Source organism: Shewanella sp. HL-SH4 (assembly GCF_051164845.1).
GTDB classification, from domain to species: Bacteria; Pseudomonadota; Gammaproteobacteria; order Enterobacterales; family Shewanellaceae; genus Shewanella; species Shewanella glacialimarina.
In genome coordinates, this window is sequence record NZ_CP195037.1 from 740,374 (window position 1) to 757,221 (window position 16,848).

Below are 16,848 nucleotides of genomic sequence, written 5' to 3' on the forward strand. Positions count from 1 at the left end.
ATAAAGAAAGCTACTTATTTAAGCGCTGGCGAATATATTGCTGCATTGCAAACTCATCAGACATTTTTTGCTCGCGCTTAGTTTCTGCAATTTGTGCTTTTTCTGCTTTGTTGGCTAACAACATTTCAATGGCTTTACGTTTTTGTTGTTTTTCAAGCCAATGAGTTTGACGATAACTTATCTGGTATTCAGCATCTTGAACAGCTGTTACTTGTTGAGTAATAGCACTATCGACCTGTTTAATAAATTGATGAAATTGATGATATTGATTGGCGCTAATACTTTGCCCTTGTTGGCTTTTCATTTGCTTCATGTAATCGAGACGGTAGTTATTTAGCGCATCTAACTGACCTTGCCGTTTCTGTTTTTCAAATTGCGCCGACTTAAGCTGCATGGCGGCTTGGCTTTCAGCTTCGGTCGCTAGTTTGAGAACGGTAAATAACGGATCACTTGCCATAGGTTACCTCTTATCAACACACCAAATAAATCAACACAACTGATAAATCAACAGTAAAATAAATATTGCTTTGAATTAATTCTGACATTGACCCGCTATTTGCGTCATCATAATAGCGCTACTGTCAAAACTAATGGCTTCTTTATAACCCTGACGTAAAAAGGCATTCATTGCAGGTTGTAACCTAATCGCATTATCAATCCGCGGATCACTCCCTTGAGAATATGCCCCAATAGAAATTAAATCTCGATTCTGTTGATAAAGAGAGTACATTTGTTTAACGCGACGCATTGCCTCTAAGTGTTCATCACTGATCACCATAGGCGCTACACGGCTAATGGATTGTTCAATATCAATAGCCGGATAATGGCCTGAATCAGCAAGCCGACGCGATAACACCACGTGGCCATCTAAAATAGCCCGCGATGCATCAGCAATAGGGTCTTGCAAATCATCCCCCTCGGTTAAGACAGTATAAAAAGCCGTGATAGACCCCTGACCTGGGCCACCATTACCCGCACGTTCAACTAATCTAGGCAACTTAGCAAACACGGAAGGTGGATAACCTTTTGTTGCGGGCGGCTCACCAATCGCTAAAGCCACCTCACGTTGAGCTTGAGCATAACGGGTTAAACTATCCATTAATAACAATACGTTATAGCCTAAGTCTCGAAAATATTCTGCTATACGAGTCGATGTTTCGCATGCCCTCAAGCGCATTAATGGAGAGGTATCGGCAGGTGCTGCTACAACAACTGAACGGGCACGTCCTTCATCACCTAATATCTCTTCTATAAACTCTTTAACTTCTCGGCCACGCTCGCCAACGAGCCCAACGACAATAACATCGGCATTTGAACCACGGGTCATCATGCCTAATAAAACACTCTTACCCACACCAGAACCAGCAAATAAGCCCATTCGCTGACCCTTACCCACTGTTAACATGGCATTAATAGCACGAACCCCAACATCTAAAGGCTCGGTAATTGCACGTCGAGATAAGGGATTGATATAAGGAGGATGACGAGAAGCCTGTTCACTTGTGGTTAATGGGCCCAGCCCATCAAGGGGCTGACCGCTGCCATCTAATACGCGCCCTAATAAACTTAAGCCTACTTTTAAGCCTTCTTGCTCACCTAAAGGCTGCACTTTTGCGCCAGGTAATACCCCCCGAAGCTCTTCAACAGGCATTAAATATAATAATTTATCATCAAACCCAACCACTTCTGCCGTTAGCTCTCCCGCCATAGTTTCAATTGAACACAAACTGCCCACAGGTGCGCGACACCCAGTCGCTTCTAGCGTTAACCCTACAACACGCACTAACTGGCCGCTAGCAATAGGGCGTACAGGAGCAACCTTAAGATGATGGGTTTTAAGTTTATTCAGTAACTGATGTTGGCGGTCTTTCATCAACTTCACCTTGCTCAGTAATTTGCGTATCAGCGTGTTTAGATGAAGCTATGTCAATTGCTTCTGCTTCAAGAGATTGTGATTGTGAGTCTGATTGCTCTTTATCTATAGCCGCTTGTGCTGAACCAACTGCATCAGTTGGTGTTTCAGAAATTGACTCTGGCACATTGTCGATTAATGACGCTGTGGCGTCAGGCTCAGATACAGTCGAATGTTCGTCACTTGAATCATCATTATGATTTTTATCATGATTGTTGTCGTGGGTAGAACTAACATCAACAGATGATAGGTCGGTATCAACTTGTGTTGTGGTATAAACGCTATCTTCATGTTTTGCCAGCTGAACTTGACGAGCTAACTGAGCTGATTGTTCATCAAGGCTGCCAAATACCTGTAAAATACGTTGTGATAAACGTAAGTCAACATTTGAACGTGTACTATCAATAAATACATCACCTACCGATAAACTTGGGTCACTTTCTAGATGCCAATCATTTTGGGTTAATTGTGATTCACCGTATAAAGATATCACTAAAGCAACATCATCAGGATGCAATCTTAATTTTACGCGTTGCTCTTTTATTGGCAGAGCATCTACGCCTTGACGAATAGTGGCTGCAATATGCTCTGGATGCATTTTCAGTTCTTGTTGTACAACGGCTTTGGCTAACGCCAATGTCATTGCTAACACTTCTGACTCAACTTCAGCATCCAAAATAGCTAAAGGCTGTTGAAACTGATTGATTAATGAGGATAATTGCTCTGCTAGTTGATTGGCTTTAACCATTCCAGCTTCATAACCCTGCTCTTGCCCCTGAGTAAAACCTTCTTCATGGCCTTGGGCTAATCCATCTAGTCGACCTTGTTCAAGCCCCTGTTTAAGCCCCTCTTGTTTGCCTTGCTCAAATCCTTCGCTTTCTGCATCTGCTCGAATCTCTTCAATTTGAGCCATAGTCGGCATAGACACGACTTTATCAACCACGGCAACAGAAGACTGATATGCACCTTCTTTTTTACCGTATAGGTTTGAGGGTTTAGCTGAAATATCTTCGGTGACATCCGGCAGCTGCCAATGGCTGAACTCATGTTCATCCTCAACATTTAACACTTTCTTGGATATTTTTGAGTCAGTCATAGTTTAGCCAATGTTATATACATTCCTGCTGTGACATGTTGATTTTCGAGATAGATGTCGCTTCGAAAGTTCAATTGCCATTCGTCATGGGCTGAAGTGCTCCTTACAAGAACTCTTCACCGCCGCCACCGCCAAGCATAATCTCGCCACTATCAGATAAACGTCTGGCAATCGATAAAATTTCTTTTTGCGCCACTTCAACTTCACTGATACGAATTGGTCCCATAGCCTCAAGATCATCGCGCAGTAACTCTGCAGCACGCTTAGACATGTTACCTAATATTTTCTCTTTCAATGCATCATCAGCACCTTTGAGCGCTTTCATTAGTACATCTTGTTGTACGTCACGCAGTAATGCTTGAATACCACGGTCATCAACATCAATAAGATTTTCAAACACAAACATCATATCTTGAATTTGTTGTGCCATTTCTTCATCAGATTCACGCATGGTTTCCATAATCTGACTTTCGACACCCGTATCTAAGTAGTTCATGATATTGGCCGCAGCTTTTAAACCGCCCATTTTCGCTGCTTGCGCACCGCCTTGGCCAGCAAACTGTTTCTCCATAATATCGTTTAACTCTTGTAATGCAGCCGGCTGTACTTCTTCAAGGTTAGCAATACGCATCATTAAATCAAGGCGAGTATTTTCGGGGAACTGGCTAAAAATTTCAGCCGCTTGATCCGGTTCTAAATAGGATAAAACAATGGTTTGGATCTGCGGATGCTCATTTTGAATAATGGTCGCCACTTGGCGTGCATCCATCCATTTAAGCGAATCTAGGCCTTTAGCACCACTGCCCATGATAATCTGTTCAATCAAATTACCAGCTTTATCTTCACCTAACGCAGCTGTTAGTGCCTTACGCACGAATTCAGCACTGTTAAAACCAATTGAAGAGAACTTCTGAATTTCATCTAAAAAAAGCTTATGCACACCAATGACTTTTTCTTGACCAAAATCATCCATCGCCGCCATTGCCATACCCACTTTCTGGACCTGTTTAGGCTCAAGGTGCTTTAAAATTGACGCTGCATCGGCTTCGCTTAAACTCAGCAATAGAATCGCCGTTTTTTCAATTCCACTTAAAGAATCAGAATCAAAACCGACTTTCTCAGCTTTTTCTTTTTTATCTGTTTTATTATCAGCCATTGTCTTGTAACCAATTTTTAATTACTTGAGTGGATAATTCCGGCTCATTTGCAACCAGTGCCCTAATCGCCTTAATCATATCATCATCTTTATGTAAATTCGGAATAAGAATTGAACCATCATCAGCATAGCTGTATTCAGCATCTTTGGTATTTAGCATACCTAGCGTATCTGCAGCATATTGATCTTCAATTTCAGCAAGTTCATGCCCCAAACGAACATCATCCGGCATATTAACACCATCAGGGTTAACAAGGCGCTTAAGCATAGGGCGCACTACCGTAAGAATAAGAACTAAGACCACTAATGCACCTAGCACCAGTTTAATTGCACGCCAAAACCAAGGTTCTTCCCACATATCTGGCGCGGGGAGTTCTTCTAATAACTGATCCATAAACGGCACAGTTACCACTTCAAGCGCATCACCACGTTGGCTACTAAAGCCTACTGCACCTTCCAGCAACCGACGAATGTTAGTTAACTCTTGTTCCGTACGCGCAACCCGGCTAACTTGGCCATCTTCACCCGCCTCTCCTGGTTTAAAGTCGATTGCCACAGACACACTCACCCGACGAACTTGCCCTACTTGCTGGCGGGTATGACTAATTGTCGTGTCATAGTCAAAGTTACGGGTAGCTTCTCGATGAGTATCCGATGATTTTGATGATGCTGACCCACCGCCCCCAGCTTCAGTAGGAATATCAGACTCCATGGGAGGTTGATTGGTTAATGCACCAGGTATTCCGCCTACACTTCCACCAGATGATTTACTTTCAATAGTCATCTCACTGCTCAATGCAGGTAAATCAGGATCATAGCGTTTTGAGGTTTGCTCTATCGCAGTAAAGTCCATACTGACATCAACCTGAGAGGTGTAGTTTTCAGGACCAAGAATAGGCATAAGAATTGAATCTATCTTTTTACGGTATTCTGCTTCTTTTTGTTGCACTAACTCAAGTTCACGACGGGCACGTGCTGATACCCCATCTTGACTGCCCGAATTTAATAAGCGTCCATTAGAATCGGTTACTGTCACGCGCGAAGGTTCAAGACCTTGTACCGCGGAGCCTACGATATCAACAATAGCGTCGACTTCTTCTTGGCCTAGGCCGCCTCGACGCACATTGACTACAACTGTAGCACTTGGCTTAGATGCGTTACGGGCAAAAACATTCTCTTTAGGCAGTGCAAGAATAACTTTGGCACGGCTAATACTTTTTAATTCTTCAATAGCACGGGCAAGATTTAACTCTTGGCTGTGCTTTAATCGCGCTTGCTCCATACGCTGACTCACCCCAAAGCCACTATCCTGGCTTAAGTAGTCATCATTTTTGGTACTACTTTCGACCCCTGCACGACTTAACAGCAGTTTAACGTCTTGGTATTGATCTTCAGGAACCTTCACAACATCAACACTGATTTGGTATTTAATATTATTTTTATCAAGTACATCCAGTACCTGGATCATTTCAGCTGTTTCCATTTTACCCAATGGACGATACTCAGGCTCCTGTGCCCACATCATAATAAAAACAGCTAGGGCTAAACACACTGCTAACGCCAAAATCATAGTGATTTGACGCATCATGTCTGCCCCGCCCACATTGCTCAACAAGCCAGACTTATTCTCTTGCTGAATACCGGCATCAACTGCCGCATCTGAACCTACCATTATGTCTGTGCTCACAATATGCCCCTACTTTTATACTGCTTTAATAACGTCTTTGTGATGCAAGTTATACCGGCATACTCATGATTTCTTTATAAGCTTCTACCAGTTTATTTCTGACTTGCACACTCGCTTCAAATGCTACGCCTGATTTTTCGCGCGCAATGACGGTGTCAGATAAGGTCACAGTTGAATCCCCCATATCAAGACGAGTCGCTAAACTTGAAGATGATTTCTGTAAACCACTCACATGACCGACAGCTTGGGATAACAACTGGCCAAAGTCTGAACCTGAGGTGTTATTCACTTGCTGGATTAGGTTAGGGCTAATACCCGACCCCATATTCGAACGACCGGAAGGTGCAATTTCACCACGAAGTGACTGCATTTCTTGAAGTAATGGATTGGCGTTGATCTGCATGCTGAAACTCCCATTCGTCGAATATTTGACGATATTAAACTGTCTTAATAGGGATAAAGCAATTTTAGTGCCAGCATTATACGTAAAGTAAAAAGCTACGCGTGAAAGCGTAGCTTTGGTAGGAAATGATGAAAAATAAGTTCAGGGTGTTCATTAAACAAACAAATTAGTGATTATGCGGGCAATTGAATTCCCGCATCACGCATTTTAGCCATTTTATAACGCAGCGTGCGTGCACTTATACCTAGTTTTTCAGCGACAAGTTTTCGACTACCATGACATTGATTTAGGGTTTCAAGAATAATCACATGCTCTTGCGCTTGCAACTCACCGCCAAGACCTTCAACTTCAGCAGGCTTTTCGATACTGTCAATATCTGTGTGTAAAGCCACATCTGCCGAATCAATAATAATATCTTGCCCGCTTATTTCGCCACCATTACTTAAAATAAGCGCCCTTTGAATCACATTATCCAACTCACGAACATTACCAGGCCAACGATGGGCTAATAACCGTCTGGTGGCTACCTCTCCTAGAGTAGGAACGGGTGTAATATTAAATGCTTTAGCATGTTTAACCAGCAAATGTCTGGCTAACGGTAAAATATCGGCAGGACGCTGATAAAGTGCTGGCCAAGTTAATGGAAATACATTGATCCGATAATATAGATCTTCTCTAAATTCGCCTGAACTGATAATGGCTTTTAAATCACGATTTGATGTAGCTAATACACGCACATCAAGTTTAATCGTTTTACGACCACCTAATCGTTCCACTTCGCGCTCTTGTAAAACACGCAACAGCTTTGCTTGCAACCCCAGCTCCATTTCAGAGATTTCATCGAGCAGCAAAGTGCCACCTTGGGCCTGCTCAAATTTTCCTGGACATGCTTGATATGCACCTGTAAACGCCCCCTTCTCATACCCAAATAGGGTCGCTTCCAGCATATTTTCAGGGATAGCAGCACAATTGATGGCAATAAAAGGCGCATCTTTACGACTGCTATGATGATGAATATAGCGCGCTAGCACTTCTTTACCAGAACCGCTGGGACCTAAAATCATCACTGAAGCATCTGATATCGCAACACGTTGGGCTAACCCTAACAATGCGAGACTTTTTTCATCGGCAACAATAGGTTGGTTAGTATTTTGCTTCTGCGGCAAATATCTTGATACCTGATTAAGCAAAACTTCAGGCGCAAAAGGTTTAGCTAGATAGTCTACAGCTCCCAACTTAATGGCACTAACCGCACTATCAATAGTGGCATAAGCTGTCATCAACAATAGCGGTAGTTTAGGCTGAGCTTGCTGCAAATAGGTCAGCAGACCTAAACCACCAATACCTTCCATTTGGACATCGCTGATGACTAAGTCAAAATGTTGTGCTTTTAACGCTATAATCGCATCTTCTGCACAGCTAACATCAACACATTCATAATGCGCCAACAATAATGTATCAAGTAATGCTTCACGTAAATCAGCATCATCTTCAACGAGTAATAGTTTTGCTTCAGACATGATTACCCTCCTGCGACTGACTGTTCAATTCCGAATCTTTAGACATCGGAAAACTTAATCGCACCTGACAACCCATTTGCGGTTTACATGATAATTGAATGTTACCACCATGGTTACGCACCACGGATTGCACAACAGCTAACCCTAACCCAGTCCCCTGTGCTTTAGTGGTAAAAAAAGGCTCGAGCACTTGTTGCTGCATTTGAGGGTCTAGTCCTTTACCATTATCAATCACATCAATAATGACACTACCTTCAGCTTCCGTGGCGCAAATTTTAATTTTGGTTGCACCGGCCTCGATACTATTCATCACTAAATTATTCACCGCAGAACTTAACGCATCGCGATTAGCATATAAACTGGCATCAGTTGAGCATTGCTGGAATATCTCACAGGATTTTTTGTTGGCAATCACTTCACAATTAGCCATAACAATATTAATAATATCAGATACTGCTACGTTATCCGCTTTCGCATCTTGACGTCCTTTGGCCATCAAAAGCATATCGTTTACTTGACGCTCTAACTCATTTAAACGATCAACCAGTTTTGATTGAAAGCGAGTTCTAGAAGGCTCTGCTAGTTTAGTGTTACCTAAATTTGAGGCGTAAAGTAGTGCGGCTGATAGTGGCGTACGAATTTGATGAGCTAAAGTTGCTACCATTTTGCCAAGCGCCGATAAACGCTGTAAATGGGATAAGTTTTTTTGTAGTAAACGCGTTTCAGTTAGATCAGTTAATACAATCAACTGACCGGGTTCTGGGGTTAATGGCGTAATAGCCAACTTAACTCGACGTCCATTTTTCAATGACACTTCGTGGCCATCATCATCTTGGGGTGAAAAAGCGCGATTAATAATATCAAACCAACGTAACCCCTGAAGCGGTCGGCCGAGCAGCTCTGCCGCCATAGGATTAGCGAGTGTGACCACACCATCACCGTTAATAATAACGACACCAGACGGTAGCGCCTGAAGAATATGCGCCATTTGATTTGACATATTGGCAGCCTCTTTCACATGGGCAAACTGACTTCGGGTCAATTTACTGTCATGAAGGTATTCTGCTGAGGTGTCCACTCGCAAAGAAGCTACAGCAGATTGTTGCAGCGAATATTGAGTTTGCTGAAAATCTGTTGATTTTTGCTGGGTTACAGCGTGTGCAATTAGCATAGTGACTCCGTCAAAAGAACGACATTTAACGGGTTATTGCATTTAGTATGCCAAAATATGAACAAAAAAATAAAGCATACCTTTGGGGGTATGCTTTATCAGTTAATATACACAGTGTATAAAGGTTACTATTCTTTACCCATACCGTATTTTCGCATTTTTTCTACCAAGGTAGTGCGACGAATGCCCAACATTTCAGCGGCTCTAGCAACCACATTATCCTGTAATTCTAACGCCTGACGGATCATATCTATTTCAAGCTCTGCCAATAAATCTTTAAGGTTGACGCCTTCTGGCGGTAACTCTGTTGGAAAGCGTGTGTCAGGGAGTTCAATGGGCTCATCATCATTAAAAATAGACGCTAATGCATCACGCTCTAATTGCTCCTCACTTATCTCAACACAGTATTCTGGTACATCAATATAGCGATATTTATTAGGTAAATCGTTTACATCAACTAATCCACCAGGAAATAAGATAGTCAATCGCTCGACTAAATTAGACAATTCGCGAACGTTTCCAGACCAAGTGTGCTCTTTTAATGACTCAATAGCACGCTGGGTAAACCTCACTTTACCTCGGCCTTCATTAAAGACTCGACTAACCAATTCTTGCAATAACAATGGCACATCATCACGACGTTCAGACAATGCAGGCATTTCAATTGGAAAAACGTTCAGGCGATAATATAAATCCTCACGGAATTCATTCTCTGAAATCATAGTTTCTAAATCACGATGCGTTGCCGCGACGACACGCACATCCGTTTTGATTGTTTTACTGCCGCCAACACGTTCAAATACTCGTTCTTGCAGAACACGCAATAGTTTCACTTGCATTTGCAGTGGCATATCGCCAATTTCATCAAGAAATAGCGTGCCACCTTCGGCTAACTCAAAACGACCTTTACGGGATGATATTGCCCCGGTAAACGAGCCTTTCTCATGGCCAAACAACTCACTTTCTAACAACTCTGGCGGTATCGCACCGCAGTTAACCGGTATAAACGGTCCGTCACGACGTTCTGATATGTAATGAATATTACGGGCAACCACTTCTTTACCTGTACCAGATTGGCCAAGCACTAAAACCGTGGCATCAGACCCTGCGACTTGGCTAATTAAGTGTCGCACATTAGCTATACCCTGACTGCGGCCAACAAGACTGCGAAATAATTTAGTTTGATTACCACTGGTAGGAGCTTGCTCTTTTTTAGCTTGACCGAACACCTGACAAAAATGCAGTAATTCGGTTAATTGCGGATAATTAATCGGTTCTTCTATTACACCAAGAATACTGGACGCCTCAATAGCGGTATTGCCCAAAAGTAATAGGGGCTGCCAGGGCGCTATTGCTGCAATATTTTTAACACTGTCGAGCCCTACCGCATCGGAGTCTATAACAATGGCGCGGTATCTTGATTCTTCTATCAAAGGCAACAAAGCGTCAACGGCTAAAATGTCACATTGCTCACCTAAGAATTCAAAAATGCAGCACAGGCGAGTTACACGCTCAGAGAGGGTACCGACAATTAAAATTCGTTGTTCAATTTGCATCATTCAGAGGGCCAAAGCTTATTATAAGTATAAAAAATCCTGAGTCATTATTACGCGTTTAATAATAAAACCAAAGGACAAAATGGTCACAGTAAGTGACAAATGTTAAACAAAACATTAATTATAACCATAAAATGTCTATCCGAAGATGATTTTCTCGTTTAGAGGACTAATTGTTTCGCTTATGGGGTTAATTTTTCATTTACAGTACTAAATATGAATTAACCCCGAACCAGAAGCAAGTGCTTCAACGGCTAAATCATTATCTAAACTCATATTAGTGCACAATTGCTGATAATTCATGCAATACAATGTATTTTTTAAAAAAATATAAAAAAACGCCATTGAGATTTGCTCAATGGCGTTGAAATCTGTCACAGCATACCTGAATAAAACTAGCTTGCTTCAGAAGTTAGATGATGATCGCTTTGTGGAATAGCATCCCAACCTTCTTTCAGTGTCCTTAAAACACTGACAGCATCGTCGATAGACTGAGTATCGTTTTTCAGATTCGCTTCGGTGACTTTTATTAAAATAAAGTCATATAATTGACTAAGATTGCCAGCAATTTCACCACCAGCTTCCATATTTAAACTATTATTTAAACCGTTAACGATACCAATAGCTTTGCCGATAAACAGACCTTTATTTTCCATATCACCATTTTCAATGGCATAGCGACTTTGAGCAAGTCTTTCCAAGCCACCAGCGAACATCATCTGAATAATACGATGTGGCGAAGCAACTGATATTTCACTGTCAATCGAAACCTTACGGTATGACTGTAAAGAACTTCTCATAATAACCTACCTATTTGCATCAATGTTTTGATAAACTTTAATTTGTCGTTGATGAGTGCTTTTTAAATTTAATAAGTTTTGTCGATGGGACATTATTTTAGAAGCCCTGTTCACAAAGTCATTAGTGACTAGTAGCTGTTCTGATAAATAAGCAGCAAATGTGTCATCGACAGCATCATTAATCATTGAGTCAATATATAATTGACGCTCTCCTATACACTCAAGCAATAATGATACCAACTTATCAGACTGTTCATCTTCAGCAGGAATATTATCGATTTGATTTAACGTATCTTCAATAGTGTCGTTAATCAGTTTAAGTTTAGAGTGCAATCAATCATTCCTTTTATGTTCGAATGACGCCAGGTAGCGAATTGAGCCTATCTGACAAACCAGAACTTTGTTGATTTAATTGTGCAACAATCAAATCCATGGCATTAAATTGTTTAAGCAGTCGAGCTTGTAATTGTTCCATTTTCAAGCTAAACGTAGCTCTTTGATCTGTTAACCGACTTGATTGCTCTGTATAGGAGTTTTTTCGACCATCAATCACACCACCAGCTTTAGTATAGGTCTGAACCAGATCATCAAATTTATGTGCTAAACCTGTATTTTCAGTAGAGAAAACCCCCTCAACTAACGACATGTTATTATTAATAGCGTCAGTTAAACGGGTATTATCAATATTGAGTTGACCTTTATTATCTGTCGATATTCCTAACTCATATAAAGCTGACTCTATACCATCAACACTGACTCTTTCACTCACCGTCTTTCTAAGTTGGGACTCTAATGAACGGATCATAGAATCACCTTGTAAAGCTGATGCAGTCTTTGTTTCAGCATTATATGAAGACAACTTATCAATAGATGATATAAGAGTATTATAAGCACTAACAAACTCTTCAATATTCTTTTTTACTGAATCGGTATCTTGTTTAATCGAAAGTGTTGAGGTGGAGGCTATGTCTGCCTTAGTTAGGTCAAGTGTGACACCAGTAATAGCATCATCAACAGTATTACTTTGAGAGGTTAACTTTTGACCGTCGATGTAAATAATAGAATTGGCTGCAGTTTGAAGTTCTTCAAGATTAGCGCCATTAAACATATCGCTTAACCCTGTACCACTGGTATCTGTTGCAGACATGGTAATTTGATTATCGGTCCCAGAGTCATTGGCGGTAAAAACGAGGCGACTACCAGCATCACTTTTAACCACGGTCGCAGTGATACCTGCATTATCTGAAGCATTATTAATTTTTGATGCTATAGCGGAAAGCGTATCAGCTGGATCGACACTAACCGAGAAGTTTGCACCATTAACAGATAGGGCTAAACTACCTTCACCAACGGCCTGACTCGGATCGGCAATATTGGCACCAGCAACTTTGTGGGAAGCCGCAAGCTGCTCAACCTTAATAGAATACTTACCTGGTTGAGCAAATTGATCAGCCTTGGCGGTAAAAAATGCACTGTCTCCAGTCGATACTGTACGCAAATTTAACAGTGCACCACTTTGTAGTTTTTTGGCTGCATCTTGAAAGTTTGACAAGCCACTTTTCAACGTTCCTATGGCAGAAACTTTTGCATTAATTTGGGTTTCTTGTCGGGTAAAGAGCGCTTCTTTAGGGCCTTTTTCAGCACCTACAAGTACGCTGACAATATTTGAAATATCTAACCCAGAACCAATACCCGTCGCAGTTAATGCCATAACAGCCTCCGTTGAGCCGATTAATTACCTAAAATGCTTATTGCCAAAAAATACCTACACAATTTAGTATACAAATTTTTGGAAAAAATTAAACTTCAATTGGCATCAATACCCCTGATACCTCACTGAGTTTTTGTGCTAACTGTAATGCTTCTTCACTTGGGATCTGTCTGATAATATCACCAGACTCAATATCTTGTACTTTAATAACTTGCTTACCTGAATCAACATCAACAGAAAACTTTAAGCCTTTTTGCATCATTGCGACCATATCAGTCAATTCTTTTGCAACAACCTCTAGAGACTCATTTGGTTTTTTGCTATCCGTTGATGTTTCTTCTTGCTGTTTTACAGCTTGAATTGATGATTCTCGATTTAATTCTACCTGGCTAACATCAATTTTTTTAGCGCTCAAAGGTACACTATTTAAATCAGATTTTGTCGACTCAGCCCTGGCAATAAAACTCGCACTGCTATTTGTTTGAATTTCCATGTTCCACCTCAACTAATACTCTTTTACCAGTTAATTAATCGCTTTAAATAGATATCTTTGAAACAACAAAGGGAGATCCGCCAGCGAATCTCCCTATTAATGCTTACAGAACTAACTTACATTATAGTAAAGATAATGCGATTTGTGGTAATTGGTTAGCCTGAGCTAACATTGCCGAACCCGTTTGTTGAAGCACTTGGTTTTTAGTCATCGTTGATGTTTCTTTGGCGAAATCTACATCTACAATACGAGACTTAGCATCTGCAACGTTTGCTTGAGTGTTAGCACTGTTACTGATGTTATGGCTTAGACGGTTCTGAATCGCACCTAAATCAGCACGTTGGGTGTCAATACTCTTAATTGCAGCATCAATCCTAGTTAGTACTGAAGCACGGCCAGCTGATGTAGTCACATTTAAAGAGTTAACGGATAAAGAACCGGCATTGGTTGTCTTAACGGTAATCTTAACATCTTCCCCTTCTTGATGACCAACTTGGAAAGTCTTACCACCAGAAAAACCACCTGCCATTAGTTTTGTATTACCAAATGCGGTAGTATCACCAATCGCAGTAATTTCTAATGCAAGTTGATCCATCTCTGCTTTCAATGCTGTTAAATCCGCTGAACTGTTTGCACCGTTTTCAGATTGGATTGCTAAGTCACGCATACGTTGAAGCATGTTAGTCTGTTCTTGCATGGCGCCTTCTGAGATTTGTGCAATTGAAATTGCATCATTCGCATTACGCATACCAACATCAAGACCACGAACCTGTGAATTTAGACGGTTCGAAATTGCTAGACCTGCGGCATCATCTTTTGCGCTGTTAATACGCATACCACTAGACAAACGTTCCATAGAAGTCGCAAGTCCACTAGAAGATGAATTCAAATTTTTCTGTGCTTTTAATGATGTAACATTAGTGTTTACTGTGATAGCCATGATTGCTTCCTCATATTATTTCTGACTTGAGATACGCCTGTTTGCTTTAGCTCAAGTCAGACAGGTCTTGCTCGTTACAATATATGTAACGGCAATTACTTTTTTTCTTTAGATTTTTTTTGATTTATTTTTGTTCTTAATCTGTTTAAAAAATAAATTCCAAAAAAAACAATATTTAACAGAAAAATAAAGTTCTAGAAATTAGAAAGCAATTGGGTCATAGATACCCTATAAACAAAATCAGCCTCTATATAGAAGCTGATAGAGGCTGATTTATTAGTCGCTTCAGATTATCCCAATAGAGATAATGCAACTTGAGGTAACTGATTTGCTTGAGCAAGCATTGCAGAACCTGTTTGTTGAAGCACCTGGTTTTTAGTCATAACGGATGTCTCTTTAGCAAAATCGACGTCAACGATGCGGCTCTTAGCATCTGCAACGTTAGCTTGAGTGTTAGCACTGTTAGCAATGTTATGACTCAACCGGTTTTGAACAGCACCTAAGTCAGCACGTTGAGTATCAATTTTGTTAATCGCGGCATCAATTCTACCTAATGCTGAGTTACGCCCTGCGGAAGTTAATACTGTTATGGCATTAACAGATAATGACGCTGCATTATTAGTCTTGACAGTAACTTTAACATCTTCGCCTTCTTGATGGCCTACCTGGAAAACTTTTCCCGCCGAGAAACCACCCGTCAATAATTTAGTATTACCAAATGCAGTACTATTACCAATAGCAGTTACTTCTGTCGCAAGTTGATCCATCTCTGCTTTTAATGCCGTTAAATCAGCAGTGCTGTTTGCACCGTTTTCAGATTGGATGGCCAAGTCACGCATACGTTGCAGCATGTTAGTTTGTTCTTGCATCGCGCCTTCGGCAATTTGAGCAATTGAAATCGCATCATTGGCATTACGCATGCCAACATCTAACCCACGAACCTGCGAGTTCAAGCGGTTAGAAATAGCCAAACCAGCAGCATCATCCTTAGCACTGTTAATTCTTAATCCACTTGAAAGACGTTCCATTGACGTATTTAATGCACCCGTTGAGATGTTTAGGTTTTTTTGCGCCTTCATTGAAGTTACGTTTGTATTTACTGTAATAGCCATAAATAATTCCTCATTCCTAGTTTTGTTGCCAAGACTGTGGAGCTTGGCTAAATTTTACAATTTAACGTGATTGCTTTTTTGTTATATATAATCAAACAATGAAAGCGAACCCACTTTACTAAACACACTCGATACAGCATTAAGTGCAAGTTGTTGTTTTTCAAACTCTGTTATCGCTTCTGCATAATCTAAATCTTCCAGAATTGATAACGCACTACTATTAATAATTTTCTCGTCTGAATGATTTGTTGAAATGCTCTCCAAACCCTTCAAATTATTACCCGCTATACCTCGTGCTGTACTGACTTGATTTTGACCACTATCTATACCATTCAATAGTTGTGCCAACTGTGACAACCCTTGTGCGCTATTTGTTGAATTTGGGCTTTCTAATAACGCTAAAGCCTTATTAAATGTATCAAATACGCTTACTGTCTCTACCGGTTCAATGGTAAAAGAGTCCCCTGCTACTGGCGATCCATCCAATTTAACGTCAATGCCATTGAAAGATACTGGGGTTGTTGAATTGAAATTGGTTACAGTTGCAACGGTTACACCGCCAGAATCTAATACCTGAAGATCGACATTGGAACCATTCGGTGTAAAATTAAAAGTATAAGTATCAGCCACATGAGATGCTTGATTGGTTATTTTCGCACTTGAAACAGTAAAGTCACCTTGTTGTGATGACAAATAATTGGCGCCGTAGTCACCAAGTGGATTAACAGCATTCATAAATGCCGTATCTCCTGGTATATTTGTCGCCATAACGATTCCAGATGCGACCACACTTTTTCTGACACCAGAGTCACCGCTGTAAACAATTTCATCATTAGCGTCAAAAGAAAAAGGTTTAGAATTTGTTTTATTGCCCGCAAACAAGTAATTACCTGATTCATCCTTACTATTAGCAATAGAAAGTAACTCATCTAAACTTGATCTCATTTCATCGGCAACCATTTGCCGCTCGACTGAACTAAGACTGCCGTTAGCGCCTCGTAATACTTGTTCGCGCATAGATGAAATTAATGTTTCTGCACTGCCAATTTTGCTTTCGCTAATGGATAAGTGATTTGTCGCATAATCAATATTTTTAGCGTATTGATCGACTAAAGCATTTTTTTGCTTTAGGTTATCAATCACTATTGCTGCAACAGGATCTTCTCCCGCGGTATTCACTTTTTTTCCGCTAGAAAGTTGTTCCATAATTTTGTTTGTTGCAGTTTGCTTTTGCAAAATACTGCTGGTGTTTTGATTAAACATTTGTCCGGTAGAAATTCTCATGATTTAC

Annotated in this window: 17 protein-coding genes; all 17 read right to left on the reverse strand. The window is 40.7% G+C overall.

The genetic code is table 11. The annotated features are described in order from the left end of the window. Positions 1–10: 10 nt before the first annotated feature. Positions 11–457: a flagellar export protein FliJ gene (fliJ, locus tag ACRWQL_RS04170; RefSeq protein WP_434952503.1), complete on the reverse strand. Its 447-nt coding sequence runs from the start codon at positions 455–457 to the stop codon at positions 11–13. Positions 458–532: 75 nt separating this feature from the next. Further along, complete coding sequence (gene fliI / locus ACRWQL_RS04175; protein ID WP_434928737.1) at positions 533–1,873, reverse strand: flagellar protein export ATPase FliI; 1,341 nt, start codon at positions 1,871–1,873, stop codon at positions 533–535. Continuing rightward, entirely contained in the window at positions 1,842–3,008 is a 1,167-nt protein-coding gene (gene fliH, locus ACRWQL_RS04180) for a flagellar assembly protein FliH (protein WP_434952505.1), read from the reverse strand. Before fliH ends, fliI begins: the two co-directional genes overlap by 32 nt. Positions 3,009–3,111: 103 nt before the next feature. Further along, on the reverse strand, positions 3,112–4,164 hold the full coding sequence (gene fliG / locus ACRWQL_RS04185) for a flagellar motor switch protein FliG (protein ID WP_434928735.1): 1,053 nt from the start codon (positions 4,162–4,164) through the stop codon (positions 3,112–3,114). Then, the gene (fliF, locus tag ACRWQL_RS04190; RefSeq protein ID WP_434953331.1) at positions 4,157–5,836 is read right to left on the reverse strand and encodes a flagellar basal-body MS-ring/collar protein FliF; all 1,680 of its coding nucleotides are present in this window, start codon (positions 5,834–5,836) and stop codon (positions 4,157–4,159) included. The genes fliG and fliF overlap by 8 nt, the downstream gene beginning before the upstream one ends. A gap of 64 nt (positions 5,837–5,900) precedes the next feature. Beyond that, positions 5,901–6,254 (reverse strand): flagellar hook-basal body complex protein FliE, encoded by a 354-nt coding sequence (gene fliE, locus ACRWQL_RS04195; RefSeq protein WP_434952507.1) that lies wholly within the window; start codon positions 6,252–6,254, stop codon positions 5,901–5,903. Between the two features lie 173 nt (positions 6,255–6,427). Then, positions 6,428–7,774, reverse strand: coding sequence for a sigma-54-dependent transcriptional regulator (locus ACRWQL_RS04200; protein WP_434928734.1), 1,347 nt, complete (start codon positions 7,772–7,774; stop codon positions 6,428–6,430). After that, entirely contained in the window at positions 7,767–8,945 is a 1,179-nt protein-coding gene (locus ACRWQL_RS04205) for a sensor histidine kinase (protein WP_434952509.1), read from the reverse strand. Before ACRWQL_RS04205 ends, ACRWQL_RS04200 begins: the two co-directional genes overlap by 8 nt. A 128-nt stretch (positions 8,946–9,073) precedes the next feature. Further along, complete coding sequence (locus ACRWQL_RS04210) at positions 9,074–10,504, reverse strand: sigma-54 dependent transcriptional regulator (protein ID WP_434952511.1); 1,431 nt, start codon at positions 10,502–10,504, stop codon at positions 9,074–9,076. Between the two features lie 207 nt (positions 10,505–10,711). After that, a complete protein-coding gene (locus ACRWQL_RS04215) occupies positions 10,712–10,879 on the reverse strand; it encodes a hypothetical protein (protein WP_434928731.1) in 168 nt (55 codons plus the stop codon). 17 nt (positions 10,880–10,896) lie between these two features. Then, positions 10,897–11,301, reverse strand: a complete 405-nt coding sequence (fliS, locus tag ACRWQL_RS04220; protein WP_226410463.1) for a flagellar export chaperone FliS — start codon at positions 11,299–11,301, stop codon at positions 10,897–10,899. A 6-nt stretch (positions 11,302–11,307) separates the two neighbouring features. After that, positions 11,308–11,634 carry a flagella biosynthesis chaperone for FliD, FliT gene (locus tag ACRWQL_RS04225; RefSeq protein ID WP_434928730.1) on the reverse strand — a complete coding sequence of 109 codons (327 nt, stop codon included), beginning with the start codon at positions 11,632–11,634 and terminating at the stop codon, positions 11,308–11,310. Between the two features lie 13 nt (positions 11,635–11,647). Next, positions 11,648–13,012, reverse strand: a complete 1,365-nt coding sequence (gene fliD, locus ACRWQL_RS04230) for a flagellar filament capping protein FliD (RefSeq protein WP_434952513.1) — start codon at positions 13,010–13,012, stop codon at positions 11,648–11,650. A gap of 88 nt (positions 13,013–13,100) precedes the next feature. Then, positions 13,101–13,505, reverse strand: a complete 405-nt coding sequence (locus ACRWQL_RS04235) for a flagellar protein FlaG (RefSeq protein WP_226410466.1) — start codon at positions 13,503–13,505, stop codon at positions 13,101–13,103. A 121-nt stretch (positions 13,506–13,626) separates the two neighbouring features. Further along, positions 13,627–14,445, reverse strand: a complete 819-nt coding sequence (locus tag ACRWQL_RS04240; protein WP_434952515.1) for a flagellin — start codon at positions 14,443–14,445, stop codon at positions 13,627–13,629. A gap of 290 nt (positions 14,446–14,735) precedes the next feature. Beyond that, positions 14,736–15,557 (reverse strand): flagellin, encoded by an 822-nt coding sequence (locus tag ACRWQL_RS04245; RefSeq protein WP_226410468.1) that lies wholly within the window; start codon positions 15,555–15,557, stop codon positions 14,736–14,738. A gap of 81 nt (positions 15,558–15,638) precedes the next feature. Then, positions 15,639–16,841, reverse strand: coding sequence for a flagellar hook-associated protein FlgL (gene flgL, locus ACRWQL_RS04250; RefSeq protein WP_434952518.1), 1,203 nt, complete (start codon positions 16,839–16,841; stop codon positions 15,639–15,641). Positions 16,842–16,848: the final 7 nt, after the last annotated feature.

Coding starts and splice junctions, on each gene's coding strand:
- ACRWQL_RS04240 (WP_434952515.1), bottom strand. CDS start 14,445: ATGGCTATCACAGTAAACACTAATGTTACATCATTAAAAGCACAGAAA.
- fliD (WP_434952513.1), bottom strand. CDS start 13,012: ATGGCATTAACTGCGACGGGTATTGGTTCTGGGTTAGATATTTCAAAT.
- flgL (WP_434952518.1), bottom strand. CDS start 16,841: ATGAGAATTTCTACCGGACAAATGTTTAATCAAAACACCAGCAGTATT.
- ACRWQL_RS04245 (WP_226410468.1), bottom strand. CDS start 15,557: ATGGCTATTACAGTAAATACAAACGTAACTTCAATGAAGGCGCAAAAA.
- fliJ (WP_434952503.1), bottom strand. CDS start 457: ATGGCAAGTGATCCGTTATTTACCGTTCTCAAACTAGCGACCGAAGCT.
- ACRWQL_RS04200 (WP_434928734.1), bottom strand. CDS start 7,774: ATGTCTGAAGCAAAACTATTACTCGTTGAAGATGATGCTGATTTACGT.
- fliH (WP_434952505.1), bottom strand. CDS start 3,008: ATGACTGACTCAAAAATATCCAAGAAAGTGTTAAATGTTGAGGATGAA.
- ACRWQL_RS04205 (WP_434952509.1), bottom strand. CDS start 8,945: ATGCTAATTGCACACGCTGTAACCCAGCAAAAATCAACAGATTTTCAG.
- fliE (WP_434952507.1), bottom strand. CDS start 6,254: ATGCAGATCAACGCCAATCCATTACTTCAAGAAATGCAGTCACTTCGT.
- ACRWQL_RS04235 (WP_226410466.1), bottom strand. CDS start 13,505: ATGGAAATTCAAACAAATAGCAGTGCGAGTTTTATTGCCAGGGCTGAG.
- fliF (WP_434953331.1), bottom strand. CDS start 5,836: ATGGTAGGTTCAGATGCGGCAGTTGATGCCGGTATTCAGCAAGAGAAT.
- ACRWQL_RS04210 (WP_434952511.1), bottom strand. CDS start 10,504: ATGATGCAAATTGAACAACGAATTTTAATTGTCGGTACCCTCTCTGAG.
- fliS (WP_226410463.1), bottom strand. CDS start 11,301: ATGAGAAGTTCTTTACAGTCATACCGTAAGGTTTCGATTGACAGTGAA.
- fliG (WP_434928735.1), bottom strand. CDS start 4,164: ATGGCTGATAATAAAACAGATAAAAAAGAAAAAGCTGAGAAAGTCGGT.
- fliI (WP_434928737.1), bottom strand. CDS start 1,873: ATGAAAGACCGCCAACATCAGTTACTGAATAAACTTAAAACCCATCAT.